Origin of the sequence: Chitinophaga eiseniae, from assembly GCF_012641265.1 — a bacterium.
Classification (GTDB): domain Bacteria; phylum Bacteroidota; class Bacteroidia; order Chitinophagales; family Chitinophagaceae; genus Chitinophaga; species Chitinophaga eiseniae_A.
In genome coordinates, this window is record NZ_JABAHZ010000004.1 from 623,385 (window position 1) to 644,457 (window position 21,073).

The window sequence follows — 21,073 nt, forward strand, 5'->3', positions numbered from 1 at the left end:
GGGAATTATTGTACAGACTGTGCAAACTGCAACAGGTTTTCGTATCGCTGGTCGATGAGCGGATGCGGAAAAGGTATTTCCGGACGGGTAGAAGGAATGAAAACAGTTTTCATGCCCAGGCTTTTCCCAAACTGCATATCACTAAGGGTATTGCCTACCATCACCGCCTGGTTAAAGTCGATATCCGGGAAATCCTGTTTTGCCTGCAAACCCATACCTGTAGCTGGCTTACGACAAGGACTATTACTATCCACATCCGGGCAGAAATAGATTTTATCAATCCTGCCCTGGTGCGCTTCAATTTCCTGCAGCATCCGGGCGTGAATATCCTGCAAACCGGCTATTGTCAATAGTCCCCGGCCAATACAACGTTGATTGGTGACCAGGATAATACGGCTGAAGTGTTTAGCAAGTATAGGCATGGCCGTTAATACGCCCGCACTGAAATGGAACATGTCAGGGCGCAATACGTATCCATCCCTGATTTCATCATTTACCACGCCGTCTCTGTCGAGGAATAAAGTCATATCAGTGTTTAGCAGTTACCAGGTATTTTTTCGCCGCTTCATAATCTTCCGGAATACCAATGTCGATGAAATAGGTATCGCTGACAAAACCGTACAATTGTCCCGCAGCCACACCTGGTTCCAGCACTTCTTTCTCAAAGGAAAATTTTTCCGGTAAGGCCAGGCTTTTTAGGAAATGTATGCTGGTAAGGTAAATACCTCCATTGATCAACCCGTTTTCACAATATTGTTTTTCGTGGAAAGCGGTGATCTTTTGCTGTGCATCCAACTCGATGCTGCCATAGCGGTCAAATTGCTGCATAGGCTTCAGCGCCAGCGAAAGAGGCGCCTGTTGTGCCTGGTGAAACTGGTACAACGCAGGCAGGTTTACGTCGAAGTAAGTATCCCCGTTTACAATGAATACTTCCTCGCCGGTAACGGCAGGCAGGGCGTGTACGATGCCTCCACCGGTACCCAGGGGCTCCGGCTCTACGGTAAAGGATACACGAAGCGGTAACTCCATGCTATTACACCAGTCAATCACTTGCTCCGACAGGTATCCCAGGGATAATACCGCATGGGTAATACCCTGACGGTGCAGGTATTGCAACAGGTAATATAAAAAGGGATGTGCTCCGAGGGGAGCCATGCACTTGGGTTTGTCGGCTACTACGCTACGCAGGCGGGTACCTAAGCCCCCGGCGAGGACAATACATTCCTTGGTCATTCTCCAAACAGGTTGGTTTCCACTATTTCGCAAATGATATGTCCTACGGTGATATGTGCTTCCTGGATGCGGGGTGTGTCGGTAGAAGGAATATTGATCAGGTAATCGCTGTTTTCCTTCATTTTTCCGCCGGTGCTACCGGTCATGCTCACTACGAGCATTCCCTGTTCCTTAGCCACTTTAATCGCTTCGAGAATATTAGCGGAATTGCCCGAAGTAGAAATGCCTATGAGCACGTCGCCCGGACGGCCTATTCCCCGGAGAATGCGGGCATACACCTGGTCGTATCCATAGTCGTTACCCACTGCCGTCATATAGGAACTATTGCAGTGCAATGCTTCTGCATACAAAGGCTGACGGTCTTTATAAAAGCGCCCGGAAAATTCAGCTGCCAGGTGTTGTGCATCTGCAGCGCTGCCACCATTACCACAGAAGAGCACTTTATGATCGGTTTGCAGGCTGTGTGTGATGGTATCTGCTACCAGTTTGATGGTATTAAGCAACCGCTCATCCTGGCAGATGGCTTCTTTCACTGCAATGCTTTCCCGGATCTTATCAATAACTTTTATCATCAGGCAGATTTTTGAATTGTTGTAACGTTAAATACTCCACGTTTGAATACCGTTATTCGTAAAGGTATAACGTTTTACATCGCCGCCAAAACTGCTCAGGGCGTCTACCACCGCAAAGCGGGTGTTTTTGGGGCAATAGAAGATCATAAATCCTCCTCCGCCGGCACCTGAAATCTTGCCGCCGCTGGCGCCTGCTTTGCGGGCTGCATCGTAAATTTCATCCAGTTGCGGATTGGTGATACCATGAGCCATCTTCTTCTTATACTCAAACCCGTAGTCCAGGATTTCACCTATTTTATCGATAGTACCACGCAGCAATGCTTCTTTCATCATCACGGCCTGTTCTTTCAGGTGGTGCATGGCTTCGATGGAAGTATCTTTCTTTTCAGTAACGTTTTTCTGTTGTTCCGATATGATAGAGGAAGATAGGCGGCTGGTAGAAGTATAGAACAATACCAGGTTATTTTCCAGTTCATGCAGGTTGACTTCTTTGATACGCAGCGGGTTTACAATTACTTTGTCGCCTTTGTAAAACTCCATGAAGTTAACACCCCCGAAAGTGGCGGCGTATTGATCCTGTTTACCACCGGCCTGTTGTAAATCCTCGCGCTCAATAGAATAGGCCAGGTGAGCCATATCATATTCTCCCAGCGGGAGTTTCAGCCATTCGGCAAATGCGCCCAGCGCGGTTACTACCAGGGTGGAAGAGGTACCGAGTCCTGATCCGGCAGGGGCATCTACAAAGGTGGTCAACTTAAACCCCGTGGCAGGCAGCGATCCATAGTCTTTCTGTACCCGGTTAATCACCCCTTTCAGGATATCCAGTTTGCCATCTAACGGTAAAGGATATACGGCATCGTAGGTAGCTGTTTCCCTTCTGTCGGCGCAATCAAAGACAACCTTCCCATTGCTGAGTGGTTCTATGGATGCGCGGGCATATAAAGAGATCGTGGCATTCAGGATGGCGCCACCGTATAAATCCGAGTAGGGGCTTACATCTGTACCGCCACCGGCCAGGCCTATACGTAATGGTGCTTTACTTCTGTATATCATTGTCGTTGTTTAAATGTTTGTTGTGCAAAGTGCACGGCCGGCCATTCAGCTTGCTGCTAAAATATGGATTTCTTTGGCCAGCCTTGCCCAGGAATATTGCAGCTTTTCTTTCTGAAGAGCGGCCACCATGTCTGCTTCGCGGTTATCTACAAAATATTTTTCGATAGCGGCGGCGATAGCGGCGGGGTCGGGTGCTGCCTGGAACCCTACAACACCGTCTGGTACCATTTCTACGAGTCCCCCTACATTGGTCACTACCATGGGTTTTTCGAAGTGATAGGCAATCTGCGAAATTCCGCTTTGGGTGGCGCTTTTATAAGGCTGTACCACCAGGTCGGCGGCACAGAAATAGTTTTTCACTGCTTCATTGGGAATAAAGTCGGTATGCATCAGTACCCGGTCGCCCAGTTGTAACTTTTGGAGCAATTCCAGGTAAGGAGCGGCATCTTCGTAATATTCCCCTGCGATAATAGCATGTACATCCAGTTTTTTGAGCCGCTCGTCTGCCATGGCCTGCAGCAGCAGGTCTAGCCCTTTATATTGACGTATAAATCCAAAAAACAGGATATAGCGTTTGCCGGGTTGCAGCTTCAGCTGCGCTCTGGCAGCTTCCTTACTGATCAGGGCGCCGTAATTATCGTAAATAGGATGGGGGATGAGCGAGGCTTTTTTGGAAGGTTCAAATACCCGTAAGTCGTTGAGTACCGACTGACTCATGGCGATGAAAGCATCTACCGGTTTCAAAAAATACTTGGTAAAAGCCACGTCGCCCGGACGTTTCTCGTGTGGTACCACGTTATCAAGTACAGCGATGACTTTCGTATTTTTTCTTTTCCCTAGTCTCAACAGGGAGCCAAGCGCTGGCCCCATAATAGGCAACCAGTATTTGGAGATAATAATATCCGGGTTCATTTTCCGGATTTTGCGGCCTACGATCAACCAGTTGAGCGGGTTAACGGAATTAATGAGCCGTTTAATCCGCAGGTGTGAGGGCGCAGGATCAGTGGAAAACTGGCTTTTTCCCGGGAAGAAGAGTTTGGGATACTGAACGGTAAACGTCCAGATTTCCACCTCATCCGTTTGTTGCAGTTCTTCTGCCAGCCGCTCGTTATAAGCAGCCAGCCCACCCCGGAAAGGGTAGGCTGTACCTAAAATAAGTATTTTCTTTTTGTTGGACATAGCTACAAATTACAGGATTAGAGGCGTCTCTCCGCCAGGTTTGACACTTGCAGATCGTAATCTGTAACCGGCTGGGTGTGATCCATCCGTTCTTCCACCAGGTAGGCATTGCGCTCGGTGGCGTTGCGGGTTACCAGTTCTCCAATAAATCCTGTAAGGAACAGTTGAGAACCAATAATCATGCAGAGCAACCCGAAGTAGAAAAGGGGCCGGTCTGTCATGTTTACTTTATCGAAAAAGATTTTGGCGAGCGCCAGGTAAGCCGCTACCACAAAACCCACAAAAAAGCAGAGGGAACCCAGGGCGCCGAAGAGGTGCATGGGCCGTTTGCCGAATTTGCCGATAAACATGATGGTGGCCAGGTCGAGGAAGCCATTGATAAAGCGTTCCAGCCCGAATTTGGTGACGCCGTACTTGCGGGCACGGTGTTCTACCACTTTTTCTCCGATTTTCCGGAATCCGTTCCATTTGGCTATTACCGGGATATAGCGGTGCATTTCACCGTATACTTCGATAGATTTCACCACCTTTTTGCGGTAGGATTTAAGGCCGCAGTTCATGTCATGCAGCTTTACCCCACTCATACGGGTGGTGGTATAGTTGTATAACTTGGAAGGAATATTTTTGGTAAAGGTATTGTCGTAACGTTTCTTTTTCCATCCGCTCACCAGGTCATACCCGTCTTCCATGATCATGCGGTATAATTCAGGTATTTCATCCGGGCTATCCTGCAGGTCGGCATCCATGGTAATTACAACATCACCCTGTGCGGCGCTGAAGCCTTCATTGAGGGCAGCAGATTTGCCATAGTTACGCTGAAATTTAATCCCCTTGATACATGGATTTTGCGCCGCCAGTTGCTGGATAACGCTCCAGGAGTCGTCGGTGCTGCCATCGTCTATCATCCATACCTCGTAGGTAAAATGATGGGCGTCCATTACCTTCTCAATCCATGCGGTCAGTTCAGGTAATGATTCTTCTTCGTTTTTTAAAGGAACGATTACGGATATGTTCATCTTTATAGAATAGTATTATAGTTTGGCGCCTACTGGTGCTTTTTTCCGGACAATCAGTGACAACACCACTGATACAATGAAAAATTTGATCAGGTTTCTCAGGTATTCGATGAAGGAAGAAGCCATGGTTACCCGGTAATCAGCGTTTTTCAGATCATTCAGTTGTTTGTCAATCTCCTCCTGTGGCGCTTTAAATGCGTGCAATAACCATTCTGTATCTTTCATCAGGTGTTGTTTGGATATTTCCAGGAATGCTGGTGTGGCCATATAGTTAAATACAACGTAGTTGTATATTGCCACTAACAGCGAGCTGAGAATAAATGTGGTAAAAATGGGCTTAATCGCCTCTTTAAAACCGATGTATCCGCCCAACTCCTTTCTCCTGGCTATTCCTGCGAGCATTCCCAACACCGCCCATACAATAAATTGTATAAATTTCAGCTTCAGTGAAAACAGGTATTCATATCCGGCTTTCCAGGCTACCAAATTCCAGGCAATCATTATCACACCTACAAGCAATCCCCATTTCAGGCCGGGATTCGAATTTTTTTGCATATGCGCACGTTAGTTATTTATATGAAAAACGGGTCCATTCACCGTGGCATGTACTTTACCTTTCAGCTGTTCGCCAATATACGCTGAATTTTTGGACCTGGAAGCAATATGGTCGGCAGTGAATTGCCAGCCGGCTTCCGGATCAAAGATAGTAAGATTGGCGGTGGCGCCTTCCTGCAGGGCAGGTTGTGGTAACCCGAATATATTGCGGGGATGGATGGTCAACATAGTAATCAGCTGTTCCAGCGGCAGTTGTGGCAGGTATTGTCTTAATACGCCAAATGCGCTTTCCAGCCCGATCATACCATTTTTCGCATATTCAAATTCTACCTGTTTCGCATCCCAGTCCTGCGGCAGGTGATGGGTAGCGATACAGTCCACCGTACCATGTAACACTGCTTCCTGCAACGCTTTCACGTCATCTGCGGTGCGCAGTGGCGGATTTACTTTCAGATGGGTATCATAATTAATCAGTTGAGCATCTGTGAGCGACAGGTGATAAGGCGTTACGGAGCAAGTTACCTTGATACCTGCTGCTTTGGCGGCAGCAATCAGTTCTATCGACTGGCGGGTGCTAACGCCGGTGAAGTGGATCCGGGAATCGGTATATTTAGCCAGTTCGATATCGCGCTGTATCAGCAGTTCCTCTGCCAGGGCTGGTTTGCCGGGCATGCCGAGTTGCGTGGAGTAAATGCCTTCGTGCATGAGTCCATGTGAGGAAATACTCTGATCATCCGGCAGTTGTATCACGGTGCCATTGAAGGCTTTCACATATTGGAGGGCTTTGAGCATCAGTCCCGGCGACTGTACCGGTTTAATGCCATCCGAAAAGGCTACGGCGCCTGCCTGTTGCATTTCGTACATTTCTGCTAGCCCAGTGCCTTCCAGGTTTTTGGTAATGGCGCCAATTGGCAGAACGGTAGCTGCCGAATGGCGTGACTTGCTCAGTACATATTCGATTTGCGGTTTGGTATGCAAAGCGGGTTGCGTGTTGGGTATCACCATGACGGTAGTAAAACCACCGGTAGCAGCGGCCCTGATACCACTTTGCAGGTCCTCCTTATGCTCCTGTCCCGGATCACAGAAATGCGAGAAAACATCCATCCAGCCGGCAGATACATGCAGGTTGTTCCCTGAAATAACTGTTGCCCGGGCATCTTCCAGGTGATCTGCTACCTGTTGAATGATACCGTTCTGAATAGAAATATCTTTTTGCTGCCCGTGAAGGGGGGAGGAAGGCGCGATAATCTTTACGTTCTTGAGTAGTATGTGCATGCGTTACGTTCTATAACCGGTCCGAAAATACAGGGGCAAATGTAACATAAAACTATTAATTGATGAAGCCCGTTGCCCGTAGTTTTCGGATAGATATGCAGGTTGGTATGATAATTGAAAATGCAGGGGTAGCAGATCAAAATAACAAGTGATGACTGATTATCTTTCTAACCTCATAGCCCGGATATGCGACCGCTCGGAAGAATTGCATAATGGCCAGACAATCAGCTGGCAGGCCCTCCGCGAGGCCGAGCAATTGGCGAATCATGCCTATATTCCCCAGCTGTATCAATTTATTGAACAAGAACCTGGCAAAGAAAAACGCCGCGCCGCCTATTTCATTATCACCCAGCTTTCCCGGAATACCAGCGATCCGGAAGTAATCCGCTTCCTGCTGGACCGTCTGAAGCTGGAACAGGATGCCGATATGATTACGGCGATTCAGCAAGACCTGGAGCGTGGACCGGCCATCCCGGGATATATTAACCTGGAGCCATTATTTAATAATACCTTATCACTCAATAATAATGTACGCCGCTCCGCCTTGCTGGCCTTGCGGGGTACCCATAACCCGGTAGTGGAAGATTGGGCGCACAACCTGCTGAAGCGCACCAGCAATGAATATGATGTCTATTATATTACCTTGCTGCTACACAAAATAGGTACGCAAAAGAGTGTACCTATCCTTCGCAGACTACTGGAATACCAGCGACAGGACGTAAAAAGCCTGGCATTTGCTACCCTGGCAGACATCGAAAAGGAGAAGGAGGCCATGTTTTATATGCGTTGCCTGCTCCGCGGTCAACTGAAATTCGAAGCCATGGAAGCTATCTATAAATATGCAGATGAGAATGCCATCCAGGCTGTTACCACCCGTATTACCGAACTTTTATCCAAAAGGCGCAGCAATGCCCGGATGACCATAGAAACTGTGAAAAACGGGTTTACAGACCTGATGCTGGGGATGGAATTCCTGTTCCGCTTCCGCACCGCAAAATCAGATATCCGCAAAACTTTTTCCTGGATAACAGAAAAAAGAGCCGATTACCTGCTACCCGAAGAAAAAGAATGGGTAAAGCGGCACCTGGCACATTAAGCGGAAAACAAAAGGCACGCAAAGAGGCTAAGGAGCAAAGCAGCAAAGAAATACCAAGGATATCGGTAAAATTTCTTTGCTGCTTTGCTCCTTAGCCTCTTTGCGTGACCTAATTCCTTACTTTTGTTTCCCTAAAAAAGCCACCATGAAAAAAGCTTTCCTATTGATTTTAGCCGGATGGATGTGGAGTGGAACTCCGGGAGCAAAGGCCCAGCAACGTCAGTATACGATGGCAGAAGCCACCAATGGACTTCGCCAACAACTGGCACCGGAACGGTTAAAACAGTTTGAATGGATTCCGAATCAAAATGCCTATACCCGTGTAGTACAAGCAAATGGCAGCTATGCCTGGGTAAAGTACACGCCTGATGCCAACAGGACTGAACTAAAAGCAGATACTTTACTGACTTTGTCTTCGCTGAACCAGCAACTGTTTGCCTCCAGCGAATTGCGCGGTATGCCGGTGTTGCATTGGCTGTCTGACAACAGCGCCTGGTTTTCCATGAACAATGATTTGTATAAAGGACAACTGGAAAACAACACCATGCATTTTAGCCAGTGGTGCACATTGCCGGCTGCTGCTGAAAATATCACGGTCAACAATCAAACTGGCCAGGTAGCCTGGACGGAGAAGAATAATTTATATATCCGTACCGCCGCCGGCGCCGTACAGGCAGTAACCAGCGATACAGATGTGAATATTGTAAATGGGAAAAGTGTACACCGGGAGGAATTCGGTATCGATAAAGGCATTTTCTTCTCTCCTCAAGGCGACCTGCTGGCATTTTACCGCATGGATCAGCGTATGGTGAAGGATTATCCGATCATCGACTGGTCGGTAACTCCCGCCAAAGCCAATAATATTAAATATCCGATGGCTGGAGGCCCCTCTCACGAAGTTACTTTAGGTGTATATCAGCCGGCTAAGAAAAAAACAGTATTCCTGAAAACAGGAGGACCGGCAGATCATTACCTTACGTGCGTAACCTGGGCGCCTGATCAGCAGTCTATCTTTGTGGCGCTGCTAAACCGGGAACAGCATCACCTGTGGTTAAATCAATACAATGCCGCCACCGGCGACCTGGTAAAGACAGTGTTCGAGGAAACAGATCCTAAATATGTACATCCTACACACCCTTTAACTTTTATACCGGGTAAGAATGATCAGTTTATCTGGTGGAGTGATGCCAGTGGCTATGAGCATTTATATCTCTGTAATACCAGTGGAGATCGTAAGGCGATCACTGCTGGCAATTGGGTAGTAAATGAGTTGGTGGGTATCAATGCCAAACGCAATGAAGTAATTTATACGGCGGCGAAAGGGAGTCCGATGGAAAAACATATTTACGCCACGAAATATGGCGTAAACCGGTCTGATAATATACGTTTAGACACCGCTGCCGGTTGGCATGATGCGCAGGTGAGCAGTGACGGTAGTTACCTGGTAGATGCTTACAGTTCCGGTACCACACCGTATGCGGCCCGGGTAGCGACAACTTCCGGCAAGTGGTCACAAAATGTGCTGGTTGCCCAGGATCCGCTGAAAGATTTTCAACGTCCGGAAATCAGGCAGGTAACGCTGAAAGCGGACGATGGTACGCCTTTATACGGTAAACTGATATTGCCGGTAAATTTTGATGCGACAAAGAAATATCCTGTTATAGTATACCTGTATAATGGTCCCAATGTACAGTTGATCCGTAATACCTATCCTTACAGTGGTAATCTCTGGTATGAATACATGGCGCAACACGGTTATGTGATTTTTACGATGGATGGCCGGGGAAGTGACAACCGCGGAAAAGCCTTTGAACAGGCTACTTTCCGCCAGTTGGGTACCGTAGAGATGAATGACCAGTTGCAGGGCGTGGCCTACCTGAAATCATTGCCATTTATCAATACAGATAAAATGGGTGTCCATGGCTGGAGCTTTGGCGGTTTTATGACCACGTCGCTGATGTTGCGTCATCCGGATGTATTTAAGGTAGGTGTTGCCGGAGGACCGGTTATCGACTGGAGCATGTATGAAGTAATGTATACCGAACGCTATATGGATACACCGCAGGACAACCCGGAAGGATATGCCAATGCCGACCTGCTCACCAAAACAAAGAACCTGCAGGGTAAGCTGATGCTGATACATGGCACTAATGACGATGTAGTGGTGTGGCAGCATTCTATCGATTTTATCAGGACCTGTGTAGATAATGGTGTGCAGGTAGATTATTTTGTATACCCGGGACATTTACATAATGTATTGGGAAAAGACAGGGTACACCTGATGCAAAAGATTACCGACTATTTTGATGCACATTTGAAATAGCCGTCAGGTAGACATACAAGCGAGGCGAAGAAGATAATGAATCGTAGTGTTTCATTATCCTCTTCGCTTCTTTATTTAATATGCGTTATACCGTCTAATCGTTGAGTGATGCAGAAGTAGGGCATAAGGATGTTTTAGGGGCATTACGCAAACGCTTGCGCTGATAACGCAAGCGTTTGCGTATACAGAATGTTAAAAAAATCACGTAGAATCGTTGTAGCAATTAGCAATTAATCAGCAAGTAGATTAAGCCTGAAAAGCAGCAATTATAGACAGCGAACAATGAAGTCGTATAACCTGCCACGGTGAGCAGCTGTGGCAAGGTTATCGATCAAATAACTCCTCAACGGTTATGGATCACCAGTTGTGATTCCATAATAGTGCGTTGATAATCATTCAATGCATGTTCTCCACTCAGCAGTGATAATAGCATATTAGTGGCTGCCTGCCCTTGTTCATACGGGAATTGTTCCACAGAAGCCGCAGGGGGGAATGCCGTATACCCGCTTACCGGTGTATTGGCGTAAGATACAAAAGTTATATCCTTATTTATTTCTAATTTTTGTTTGAGGGCATATTGGACCGCATCCATGGCTACATAGTCATTGAAGGTGACCACTGCTGTTACTTTTCTTTTAAGCGACAGGAGGTATTCCATGGCTTCGGCGGTACCGGCAGCGGTAAGGTCGGCATTTACGATCAGCTTAGGATCGTATTTCAACCGGTGTTTCTGCAGTGCCCTGATATAGCCGGTTGCCCGCTCTTTGCTGGCCACCATGGTTTCGGGACCATTGATCATGCCAATAACGCGGTGGCCTTGCTTTAGCAGGAAATCTACTGCTTGTACGGTGCCGGATTCCAGGTTACAGGAAACGGCGTGCATATTGGGAAGATCGGGAATGCGATCGAAGAATACTACCGGAATGCGCGCCTGTTGCAGCATCTCAAAATGTTCGTAATTGCTGGTATTTTTACCGATAGACACAATACAGCCGTCTACCCGGTGTTGTTTCATACTCTGGATGATCTGTTTTTCCCGGGCTTCATCATCGTGTGATTGCCCGAGTAACACCGTATAGTTGTTGCTATAAGCCATATCTTCAATACCGCTGATGGCACTGGCGAAGAAAGCTTCCGATAATTCGGGCAGCAGGATACCAATGGTAAATGTTTTACCCTGCTGGAAATAAATAGCTGTCTGGTTGCGCTCATAGTTCAGTTCAGCCGCCAGCTCTTTCACCCGGGCTTTGGTTCTTAAACCAATACTATGATGATCATGTAATGCTCTTGATACCGTAGATACAGAGATGTTCAGCCTTTTTGCAATTTCCTTTATTGTTGGTTGACCCGAAGAAACCACCTTTCTCATACATTTCAGCAATTAATAGAAAATAGATACAGCATATACTCTGGCGGACAAGTTACTTAGATATTACAAAACATTAACTTTTTTTTATGAATAAAGGTCATTAGATAAGATGAAGCTACTTTTTTGAAGGAAGAACAGCCCCTGTTTTAGGTATTCTAACAATTTTCTAACTATTGATGAGCTGCTTCGGCCTGCTATTTGCTGTGAACGGGTGCCTTCCATTGTATCCCTAAAAGATCATATATAGCCTATTATTAGATTAACAAAATTTGTCATTTTTATGAAAATAGCACACCTAGCCTTGCCGGTAGCTTTAGTAACCATTTTCGCTTCTTGTTCTGCCCCGCGCAAATTGCGGGAATCCCAGGCAAGAAATGCTCAGCTAGATAGCCTGTATAGGGCAACATACGGTAAGTTGAGAAATTGCGAAGAGGATGCTGCGCGTGCTGCCGCTTCCTATAAGGAGAAGGTCACTAACTTAACAGAACAGCAGCAGCAGTTGAAAGCCAATAACACGCAGATGCTGGATCACCTGAAGGAATTATCGGTTATTTCCAGCTCACAGGCGGAAAGTATTAAGAAGTCGCTGGATAATATCGGGGCTAAAGATGCCTATATCAAGGACCTGCAATCTGCAATTGCCCGTAAAGATTCCCTGAACATGCAACTGGTGATGAACCTGAAGGGCGCCATCGGTAACCTGGATGATAAAGACATCAATATCAAGGTAGATAAAGGTGTTGTGTACATTGATATTTCCGATAAGCTCCTGTTTAAGAGTGGTAGCTATGATATCAACGAAAGGGCGAAGGAAGTGTTAGGAAAAGTGGCCAAAGTATTGATTGCACAACCGGATATTGAATTCATGGTAGAAGGACATACCGACAATGTTCCTTACCGTCCTAATGTATTGCTGGACAACTGGGATCTGAGTGTAAAAAGAGCTACTTCCGTGGTGCGTATCCTGCAGAACCAGTACGGTATTCCGCCTGCGCGTATGACAGCTGCGGGTAGAAGTGAATATGTACCGGTTACTTCCAACGATACGCCGGAAGGTAAGGCGGCTAACCGCAGAACCAGGATCGTGATATTGCCACAGCTGGATCAATTCTTCAAGCTGTTGGAAAAGCCAGCCAATTAAGAGCTTAAAGCATAAAGCCTAAAGCAAAAAAGCCTAAAGCAAAAAAGCTATTGAGGTGAATGATCAAAGCGACTATTAAAAATCGCTAAGGTCATTCACCTCAATAGCTTTTTTACTTTATGCCCTTTGGTGATTGAAGTAGCAGGTAAGGCCTATTTAGCGGTAGGGTTGCTTTTCCCGAAGAACCAGGAGAGGCTGACCAGGAAGTATTGGGCCAGAACGGAGTTAGTTTGCTGTTCTATATAGGTAAAGGTTTGCGTGGTGAATAATGATTGGTTTTTTCGAAACAAATCATATACATATAGTTTTGCCTGTAAACTTTTTTTCCGAAGGAAAGTTTTCGATGTCCAGGCATTCATTACTACAAATTGTTGGTGCTGGCTGGTGTTGTTAACATATAGTGTACCAAGGCCAATATTTATATCCAAAGGGAGGTAGGTGTTGGTATTTAAGTTGACTAAATAATTAAGGAAGTCATAATGAGCATTGTCCTGGATGGAGTAGGTATTGTTGGTATATTCTATATTGGTCATGCCTTCTACTTCCAGGAATTTCTTATACATCCAGGAGACGTTTAGCCGTTGCTGGTAGTGGAATTGAGAAGTGGTGTTTTGTACTTTATTAACGAATGTATTTACGTGATTGAGATCATACCCGGTATAATAGTTCAGAGACAATCCAGACTTAGCAAAGCGTTTGCTAAGGGATATACTTTGACGTACTATATAGTTTCCGTTTGTATTAATCATCTGGGTGATTTGTTTTCCGGATGAATCAGAGAAGGTACTTTGCGTAACAGCATTTTGTGGTAGCTCAAGATTCAGGTTAGCGCTGAAGGAAAGTCCGCTGACACTGAAGGAACGGTAATCTATGCCGGCGTTGTTGGAAATTGTAGGCTTGAGATCGGGGTTACCTAATTGTATATATAATGGATTGGCAGTAGATATAACAGGTAAGAATGAAATGCGGGGTGGACGGGTATCCCGGGAGAAATTAGCACTAAGCGTTTTGTAGTTATCTATTTTATAATTTATAAATAAATTAGGCGAGAAGTAGTTGGCTTTTTGACGGTATTGTTTTGCCAGCGTAAAGTTGTTGCTATTGGAGCTGGTGCTGGCATAAGAGACGTTGAATGATACATCCAGTTTTTTCCCCGAACGGAATATACCTGTGGTAAAGGTATGGGTATTGAAGTCATTTTGGAAATCATAGGTCAGGTCTTTGTTGCTGCTATAGAATCCTTTTTTTACTGGATCAAAATCAAAAGCCTCCTGATCGTTGTCTGTATGTTGTCCATTGAATTTATACCCGAATGTCAGGGCCAGTTCCTGGATGACCAGGTATTGATAGGTGACTGAGGTATTGACGTTGCGGGTTTTAGTGGTTGTATTTATTTCCTGGTTAATGGTATCTGACGAATGTGTGCCTACATCGAAATTAAGGGTATTGTTATGCTGATCACTGCGTGTATTGTCCTGGTTAATGCTAATAAGAAAGTTAAAGGTGCCTTTCTTATTATGTGATATATTGGTATATGCGCCGTTGAATGCAAATGCGTTTCTTTTATTGTCAGCTGTATTATTGGTATTGCCGCTGTTGACGGTATCATTATTTTTCCCCCCGACAGAAATATATTTGTTTTGAGAATTGATGTTGCTGCCGGAGATAGTTCCTGAAATGTCTAGCCCAATGGTGTTCCTGTCGTTTGGCTGTATCGTGAGGTTGGCAAATAGTACGTTATGAGAGGCAGAATGGTTTGTTTGCGAATGGCTATTGTAGCTGAAGCTGCTGTCTGGCAGTATATTATCCCGGTGCAGCTGCTGGTCATTGCTGGCGCGATCATAATAAAGCATCAGGTTGGCATTCAGTTTAATTTTTGGCGAGAGGTCGATGGATGTGTTTCCATTCAGCATCTTTTTCCTGGAAATCCCCCGGCCAAAGTTTTCTACTGCCATGCCATCATCATTGGCGTAAGGTCCCTGTTGGGCATTCGTATTGTTGATATAACCGGTGGTGATGATTTGTTTATCATCCCTGAATAAATTGGCATTGGCGGCCAGGTTGTAGCGTTTGTCGGTACCGTAGCCGGCGCCGGCTACTCCATTAATTTTCTTCTTCATGTCCTGTTTCACGGTAATGTTAATGACCTTTTCATTTTTCCCGCCTTCAATCATGCCGTCTATGCCTTTTTTGTCGGCAATCTGTATTTTATCTACCAGGTTGGCCAGCAGCATTTTTGATATTTTTTGCGGATCGCCGGAGGAGTTAGGACCTTGTGAGAAAACCGGGCGCCCATTGATATAGAGTTCACGGATGCGACGGCCCAGATAATAGAAATTCCCGTCCTGGTCTATTGTTAAGCCGGGAATTTTTTGCAGCAGGTTTTTCATCGACGCGTTTTCCGCTGTAGGAAAATCTTTGGCGGAGAATTCGATGGTATCTTTCCGGATGATAAAAAGTGGCTTGTTTATTTTGATGCTGATACTATTCAGGGTGATGGCATTTTTTTGCAGCCCGGTTTGGGGAAGCGGTATTTGCCATAGTCTTGCTCTTTCTGTAAATTCTACGGGGAGCGTGGCCGCCCGGTAGCCCATAAAGCTGATAGTCAGCACATAGTTGCCAGGGGGTATATTTTTAATGACAAAGTCGCCATGCTGATCCGTCACTGCCTGTCCTTTCAGGATAGATTTTTCTGCTGTAAAAAGGAATACGTTGGCTTCCTGCAACGGTTTCCTGTCATCTTTATCGTATACGTGACCTTTTATTTCCCGTTGGGCAAAAACTGTGAAGTGAATAACTGTCAACCATGTAATGATAGTAACCGTGAATTTGACCATTGGTGTGATTTGGTTAAAAACAAGAATTACTGCAATGATACCGCGGGGGCGTCGACAGTTAGTTAATCAAATATGAATATTCGCAAAAACGTGAAAAAAGAATAATAATGATCGGATTAACGAATCATTTACAACTTTCGGGTGGGTGAGGATGTTATAGCGAAAACCCAGTACTATTTTATGACAACACCAACTTTAGTAAAGTCTTTAAAGGAAATGTTGTTGAAAGCCAATGCACATGTGACTTTCAAAGATGCGGTCAGGGATTTGCCCGCTGCGCTGAGTGGGGTAGTACCCAACCACATGCCCTATAGCATCTGGCAGCTGGTAGAGCATATCCGGATTGCCCAGTATGATATTCTTGATTTTTCACGTAATCCTGACTACAAGGAGCTCGACTGGCCAAAAGATTATTGGCCGGCGGCAGCTGCACCAGACAATGAAGCGGCCTGGAAGCATAGTATTGAGCAGGTGGATAAAGATCTGCATGCTTTTGTAGGCCTGCTGGAGACTTCAAAAGATCTGTTTGCCCCTTTTCCGCATGGTACAGGGCAGCATCTCTTCAGGGAGGCTGTTTTACTGATAGATCATAACAGTTATCACGTAGGGGAAATAGTGGCCCTGCGGCGGTTATTAGGCGCCTGGGGATAAACGCTCAGACACATTTCCATAAACAGTCGGTATACCAGTGCCGGTGATCAAAAAAGCGGGCTACTGGTTTGAAACCAGCTTGTGCGGCCAGTTGGTCCGTTTCTTCCAGGCTGTATTTCTGGGATATCTCCATGTAAAGCGATTCATTTTCTGCAAATGGGATGCTCACTTCTTCCCCTATGTGTACCACCTGGTCTTCCAGGCTGATAAGGTAACTTTTGCATGCGCCGGTAGCTGGATCGTAAGTAGGATAATGTTCAAATTTGCTGGTGTCAAAATCTGCCTGTAGTTCCCGGTTGATACGGTGCAACAGGTTAAAATTGAATGCACGGGTAATGCCGGCTGCATCATTGTACGCGTTCAGGATAATCTTTGGGTGTTTTTTCAGATCGAACCCCGTCAGCAGCAGATCACCAGGTTGCAGGTAGCCCCTCAGTTGCTGGCAGAAAGTCCTGGCAGCATGCAGGCTATAGTTTCCAATGTTGGCGCCCATGAACAGCAGCACTTTTTTCCGGCTGGTATGGAGATTGGCCTGTTGCAGCATATGAAAATATTCGCCGTTTAACCCATGCAGGCGCAGGCCGGGAATCATGGCCGGGAGTGATTTTTCCAGCTGGCTGATGACATTGGCAGAGATGTCTATCGGTAAATACGTATAGTCGATGCCGTTATTGATCAGCTGTTGTAGCAAATGTACCGACTTGGTAGCATCGCCGGCGCCCAGTTCCACGAGGTCGAAGGTGCCGGCATAGTATTGCAGGGCCTGCGCAATCTGTGCCGATTGCTGGCGGAGAATCTCCATTTCGCATCCGGTAAGATAATATTCATGGCATTGCATGATTTGTTGAAAGAGAGCATCGCCGGTGGCATCGTAGAAATATTTGGGATCCAGGTATTTCTGCGGTGCGGTAAGGCCCTGTATTACATCGTGGTAAAATACATCGGTTGCAGGCTTGCGCTTGCCGGGAGCCAGCATTGTCGGAATTACAGTCATACGCACTTTTTAATGTTCGGAAGCCGGGATGCCGGGTCTGTTACAGACGATGCCGGCAAGCGGATTTATCTCATAACGGTTGCTCAATCACCTTGCCAATCTTATTCCCGTAAATTGCCATCTCAACGGGGGATGAAAAAAATTACGATAGGTAATACGGCTGTGGTTGGGAGAAGTAACCTCGGAACTACCGCGCAACACCATCTGGTTTACCATAAACTTCCCATTATACTCCCCGATAGCGCCGGGCGCCTGTACAAAGCCGGGGTAGGGCAGATAGGCGCTGTTACACCATTCCCAGCGAAGGCCGAAAGAAAGATGCGGCGCCGCTGCTTCCCATTCAAATTCTGTGGGTAAGCGACAACCCTTCCAGGCAGCAAATGCGGCGGCCTCGTAAAAACTGATATGCGTTACCGGCGCTTCCGGCATCAATGGTTGTAGCCCCTGCCAGTTATAATGCATCCACCGTCCTTCTATTTGATACCAATATAGGGGGGTAGTGACCTGGTTATTTTTTACCCAATCCCAACCTTCAGCATGCCAGTAGCGGAAATCCCGGTATCCACCGGCATCGATGAAGGCAAGATATTCTGCGTTGGTCACGAGCTGATGACTGATGCTGTAATCGCCCAGATACACTTTATGTCTCCCCAGCTCATTATCAAAACAAAAGCCATCACCTGAAAATCCAATTTCGTAAATATCAGCCTTCATAGTTAACCATGAATCGCCGCGATTGTTCACCGGTAATATATCTTTACGGGTGATGTCGTAAGGAGGAAATAGTGGATTATGCCCCAGTATATATTTAATGTCGGTATAAAGCAGCTCCTGGTGCTGTTCTTCATGGTTGAGCCCTAAGATAAACAGTGCCTGTAGCTCCGGGGTGAGGGAATGCTTTTCCAGGAACGCGCCCATGGCTTCATCTACATACCGGCGATACCGCATAATATCTTCTACGGCCGGGCGGCTCAGGTTTCCCCGGTTGGTGCGGATAACGCGCGCACCTACAGATTCATAATAGCTGTTGAATACATAGTTGTACTGCGGATCAAATACCGTATAGGCCTCGTCGTTAGGAACCAGAATAAAGGTTTCAAAGAACCAGGTAGTATGGCCCAGGTGCCATTTCGGGGGACTTACATCCACTACGGGCTGTACTACATAGTCTTCGGTTTTTAGTGGAGTACAGATGCTCTCTGTTCTGCGGCGCACGGTTTCGTATTGTGTTTGTAGTGGTGTCATTGCCGTTTGTTTACAAAGTCTGTCAATGCTGAAATATTGTTGATATGCCATTTTTCTGCGTCTGCTTTGCGCATCATTAAGGCATATGTATTATTAAAACCTATTGGCGTCAGCCAAACGATGTCAAATTCTTTTTTGAAGGCCTGGCTCACATAGTCATATACTTTCTGTTTGTCGCCAATAATGCTATCGGTAATATGTTGTGGCGTTTTTAACAATACCAGGAGTCCGGTACCGGTATATTCCGGGTAGAGATCTATCTGGTCATTGGTCAGTGCATCGAAAACAATTTTGGTGCCGCCCAATCCTGTTTTGGTAACGGCTGCATAATTGGTATAACCTTCAATGAGCATTTTATAGATGCTGGCCAGGATATAGCCATCGCCAAAAATTTTGGAACCTATGCGGATGGTACCTTCCGTGCCACTACCGGTGGGTTGCAGCAGGTGCTGCGACCGTAGAAAATCCCTGGCTACCGTTTCCGGATTTTGTTTGAGATAATCTACCCGGTAGTTCAGTTCCGTCATGATACTATCATTCATCCTGCCGGCGAGGCGGTTCAGGGCAGGGGCCAGTGCAGGATATTTGGTGAGGGTAGCGCTACGCAGGATGGGGGCTGCATAGTAGGGTGGAAAAATATGTTTATCATCTTCCAGTACCACCAGGTCAAATGCTTTTACACGGCCATCGGTGCTGCTACCGCTGATTACATCCAGTTTTTTCTCATAGGCTGCTTTGTACATAATCATATCGCTGATCACCAGGGTGCGCATATGCAGGCCATAAACGGACCGGAGGCCGAGGTATCCATCTTTTCTTCCCATAAATTCCGGTGTAAATCCGGCCAGCATTTTACCCCGGTACGTGTCGGGCAGTAGGTAGAAGGAAGATAACACCCCGAAAATTAATGGCAGCAGGTATACCATTTTCCTGGTTTTGCGGATATTGATATGTTGCAGCAGGGACAGCAGCCAGTCGAACAGGATAGCCAGCAATGCTGCGGGGATGGCGCCGGCCAGCATCATATTGGTATTGTTGAGGGCAATGCCGCCAAAGATAAATTCACCTAATCCGCCGGCGGCAATATAGGCCGCGAGCGTAGCCACGCCTACGTTGATGACGGTGGCTGTACGGACGCCTGCCAGTATAACGGGCATGGCTAAGGGAAGTTGTACTTTGTATAATAGTTGGCTTCGGCTCATTCCCATACCGGTAGCGGCTTCCATTACGGTGGCATCTACTCCCTGTATACCAGTGTAGGTATTACGGATGATAGGTAGCAGGGCATATAGGAACAGCGCCACTATAGCAGGTTTGGGACCAATGCCCAGCAGGGGGATCATAAAGCCCAGTAATGCAATGCTGGGAATAGTTTGCATTACACCTGCAAAGCCGAGTACCAGGCCCGATATTTTTTTTCTCCTGGAGATGAATATACCGGCGGGTACTCCTATGGCTACGGCCAGCAGCACGGATATAAAGGTTAAACCGGTGTGTGTAAGGGTTTGTTCCAGTAATTTGCCGGACTGTTGTTGTAAGAAATCGAATAGTGTTTCCTTTGTTTCCATTCGTGGTATCAGTTTTTCCAGGCGGCAATGGCTTGTATTAGCCCGCTGCCATCCAATATTTTTTGTTCCTGCGCATATTGTACCAATATGGGTTGGGAGATGACGGCTTCCATGGCTTCCCAGCAGGTTTGATCGGCGCTGAGGGCTGTTGTCTGGCCTGGGCTGTGCTGATGTGGAAGCCAGGGCCAGAGATCCTTTATTTTTAATGCTTTTAATTCCAGCTGCAGGCGTTGGGGAGCCAGAAAGGCGGCCACAAATTCATTTGCCGGGCGGCGGAGGAGTTCTAAAGGAGTGCCCAGTTGCTGGATGGTTCCTTCGTTCATCAGGCAAATGCGGCTGCCCAGTTCAAACGCTTCTTCCACATCGTGGGTCACCAGGATGATGGTCCGGTTGCTGAGTTCATCGAGTGCTTTGAATTCCTTTCGTACGCTGATACGCGTGAGGGGGTCCAGGGCGCCGAAGGGTTCGTCCATCAGCAGTACCGGTGGATCGGCTGCCAGGGCGCGGGCGAGCCCTACGCGTTGTTGTTGTCCGCCGCTGAGCTGTTGGGGCCAGGCGTCGGCATATTCGGCAGGCGAGAGACGGAGTTTATCCATTAGTGTTATCACCCGTTGCTGAATGATAGCTTTATCCCACTGCAGTAAAGAAGGAACAATGGCTATATTTTCACTGACAGTGTAGTGGGGAAACAGCCCGGTATTTTGCAGTACGTAACCGATACTGCGACGGAGTGTTTCCGGGGCCAGTTGCCTGATTTCTTTACCATTTACATAGATGTGTCCGCTATCTGGTTCCAGCAGGCGGTTAATCATGCGCAAGGTGGTTGTTTTCCCGCATCCGCTGGTGCCGAGTAATACGAGGGTTTCTCCATCGGCTACTTCCAATGAAAGATCGTTGACGGCATTTTTTTGTGGTCCAAAATTTTTGAAAACATGATCCAGTTTAATCATCGGCGATAAATAAGAT

18 protein-coding genes are annotated in these 21,073 nt (G+C 46.6%); 4 read left to right on the forward strand and 14 right to left on the reverse strand.

The window, feature by feature from the left end:
• Nucleotides 1-5 precede the first annotated feature (5 nt).
• Genes HGH91_RS19510 through HGH91_RS19545 form a run of 8 tightly spaced genes read right to left on the reverse strand, consistent with a single transcriptional unit; the run spans nucleotide 6 to nucleotide 6,883 of the window.
• Nucleotides 6-527 carry a D-glycero-alpha-D-manno-heptose-1,7-bisphosphate 7-phosphatase gene (locus HGH91_RS19510; protein ID WP_168740460.1) on the reverse strand — a complete coding sequence of 174 codons (522 nt, stop codon included), beginning with the start codon at nucleotides 525-527 and terminating at the stop codon, nucleotides 6-8.
• 1 nt (nucleotide 528) lies between these two features.
• A complete protein-coding gene (locus HGH91_RS19515) occupies nucleotides 529-1,233 on the reverse strand; it encodes a nucleotidyltransferase family protein (protein WP_168740461.1) in 705 nt (234 codons plus the stop codon).
• Nucleotides 1,230-1,805, reverse strand: coding sequence for an SIS domain-containing protein (locus tag HGH91_RS19520; protein ID WP_168740462.1), 576 nt, complete (start codon nucleotides 1,803-1,805; stop codon nucleotides 1,230-1,232). Before HGH91_RS19520 ends, HGH91_RS19515 begins: the two co-directional genes overlap by 4 nt.
• 27 nt (nucleotides 1,806-1,832) lie before the next feature.
• Nucleotides 1,833-2,858: a dehydrogenase gene (locus HGH91_RS19525; protein ID WP_168740463.1), complete on the reverse strand. Its 1,026-nt coding sequence runs from the start codon at nucleotides 2,856-2,858 to the stop codon at nucleotides 1,833-1,835.
• A gap of 45 nt (nucleotides 2,859-2,903) precedes the next feature.
• On the reverse strand, nucleotides 2,904-4,037 hold the full coding sequence (locus HGH91_RS19530) for a glycosyltransferase (RefSeq protein ID WP_168740464.1): 1,134 nt from the start codon (nucleotides 4,035-4,037) through the stop codon (nucleotides 2,904-2,906).
• Nucleotides 4,038-4,054: 17 nt separating this feature from the next.
• Entirely contained in the window at nucleotides 4,055-5,053 is a 999-nt protein-coding gene (locus HGH91_RS19535) for a glycosyltransferase family 2 protein (protein WP_168740465.1), read from the reverse strand.
• Nucleotides 5,054-5,068: 15 nt separating this feature from the next.
• Nucleotides 5,069-5,608: a DUF4199 domain-containing protein gene (locus HGH91_RS19540; RefSeq protein WP_168740466.1), complete on the reverse strand. Its 540-nt coding sequence runs from the start codon at nucleotides 5,606-5,608 to the stop codon at nucleotides 5,069-5,071.
• Nucleotides 5,609-5,617: 9 nt separating this feature from the next.
• Nucleotides 5,618-6,883, reverse strand: coding sequence for a dihydroorotase (locus tag HGH91_RS19545; RefSeq protein WP_168740467.1), 1,266 nt, complete (start codon nucleotides 6,881-6,883; stop codon nucleotides 5,618-5,620).
• Between the two features lie 151 nt (nucleotides 6,884-7,034).
• Between HGH91_RS19545 and HGH91_RS19550 the strand changes: the two genes are divergently transcribed.
• Nucleotides 7,035-7,979 (forward strand): hypothetical protein, encoded by a 945-nt coding sequence (locus HGH91_RS19550; RefSeq protein WP_168740468.1) that lies wholly within the window; start codon nucleotides 7,035-7,037, stop codon nucleotides 7,977-7,979.
• 145 nt (nucleotides 7,980-8,124) lie between these two features.
• Nucleotides 8,125-10,302: a S9 family peptidase gene (locus HGH91_RS19555; RefSeq protein ID WP_168740469.1), complete on the forward strand. Its 2,178-nt coding sequence runs from the start codon at nucleotides 8,125-8,127 to the stop codon at nucleotides 10,300-10,302.
• Nucleotides 10,303-10,645: 343 nt separating this feature from the next.
• Here HGH91_RS19555 and HGH91_RS19560 read toward each other — a convergent pair whose 3' ends face one another.
• Nucleotides 10,646-11,671, reverse strand: a complete 1,026-nt coding sequence (locus tag HGH91_RS19560; protein WP_168740470.1) for a LacI family DNA-binding transcriptional regulator — start codon at nucleotides 11,669-11,671, stop codon at nucleotides 10,646-10,648.
• A 415-nt stretch (nucleotides 11,672-12,086) separates the two neighbouring features.
• On the opposite strand from HGH91_RS19560, the gene HGH91_RS19565 reads away from it, so the two are divergent.
• Nucleotides 12,087-12,812: a flagellar motor protein MotB gene (locus tag HGH91_RS19565; RefSeq protein WP_247651785.1), complete on the forward strand. Its 726-nt coding sequence runs from the start codon at nucleotides 12,087-12,089 to the stop codon at nucleotides 12,810-12,812.
• A 152-nt stretch (nucleotides 12,813-12,964) separates the two neighbouring features.
• Here HGH91_RS19565 and HGH91_RS19570 read toward each other — a convergent pair whose 3' ends face one another.
• The gene (locus HGH91_RS19570; protein WP_168740472.1) at nucleotides 12,965-15,649 is read right to left on the reverse strand and encodes a TonB-dependent receptor domain-containing protein; all 2,685 of its coding nucleotides are present in this window, start codon (nucleotides 15,647-15,649) and stop codon (nucleotides 12,965-12,967) included.
• A 180-nt stretch (nucleotides 15,650-15,829) separates the two neighbouring features.
• On the opposite strand from HGH91_RS19570, the gene HGH91_RS19575 reads away from it, so the two are divergent.
• A complete protein-coding gene (locus HGH91_RS19575) occupies nucleotides 15,830-16,300 on the forward strand; it encodes a DinB family protein (protein ID WP_168740473.1) in 471 nt (156 codons plus the stop codon).
• 4 nt (nucleotides 16,301-16,304) lie between these two features.
• Here HGH91_RS19575 and HGH91_RS19580 read toward each other — a convergent pair whose 3' ends face one another.
• The 4 genes from HGH91_RS19580 to HGH91_RS19595 all read right to left on the reverse strand — a co-directional run bounded on the left by HGH91_RS19580 (nucleotide 16,305) and on the right by HGH91_RS19595 (nucleotide 21,057).
• Entirely contained in the window at nucleotides 16,305-17,294 is a 990-nt protein-coding gene (locus HGH91_RS19580) for an L-histidine N(alpha)-methyltransferase (protein ID WP_168740474.1), read from the reverse strand.
• An 87-nt stretch (nucleotides 17,295-17,381) separates the two neighbouring features.
• Entirely contained in the window at nucleotides 17,382-18,539 is a 1,158-nt protein-coding gene (gene egtB, locus HGH91_RS19585; RefSeq protein WP_168740475.1) for an ergothioneine biosynthesis protein EgtB, read from the reverse strand.
• On the reverse strand, nucleotides 18,536-20,107 hold the full coding sequence (locus HGH91_RS19590; protein WP_168740476.1) for an ABC transporter permease/substrate-binding protein: 1,572 nt from the start codon (nucleotides 20,105-20,107) through the stop codon (nucleotides 18,536-18,538). The genes egtB and HGH91_RS19590 overlap by 4 nt, the downstream gene beginning before the upstream one ends.
• A gap of 8 nt (nucleotides 20,108-20,115) precedes the next feature.
• Nucleotides 20,116-21,057 (reverse strand): ABC transporter ATP-binding protein, encoded by a 942-nt coding sequence (locus HGH91_RS19595; RefSeq protein ID WP_168740477.1) that lies wholly within the window; start codon nucleotides 21,055-21,057, stop codon nucleotides 20,116-20,118.
• Nucleotides 21,058-21,073 lie beyond the last annotated feature (16 nt).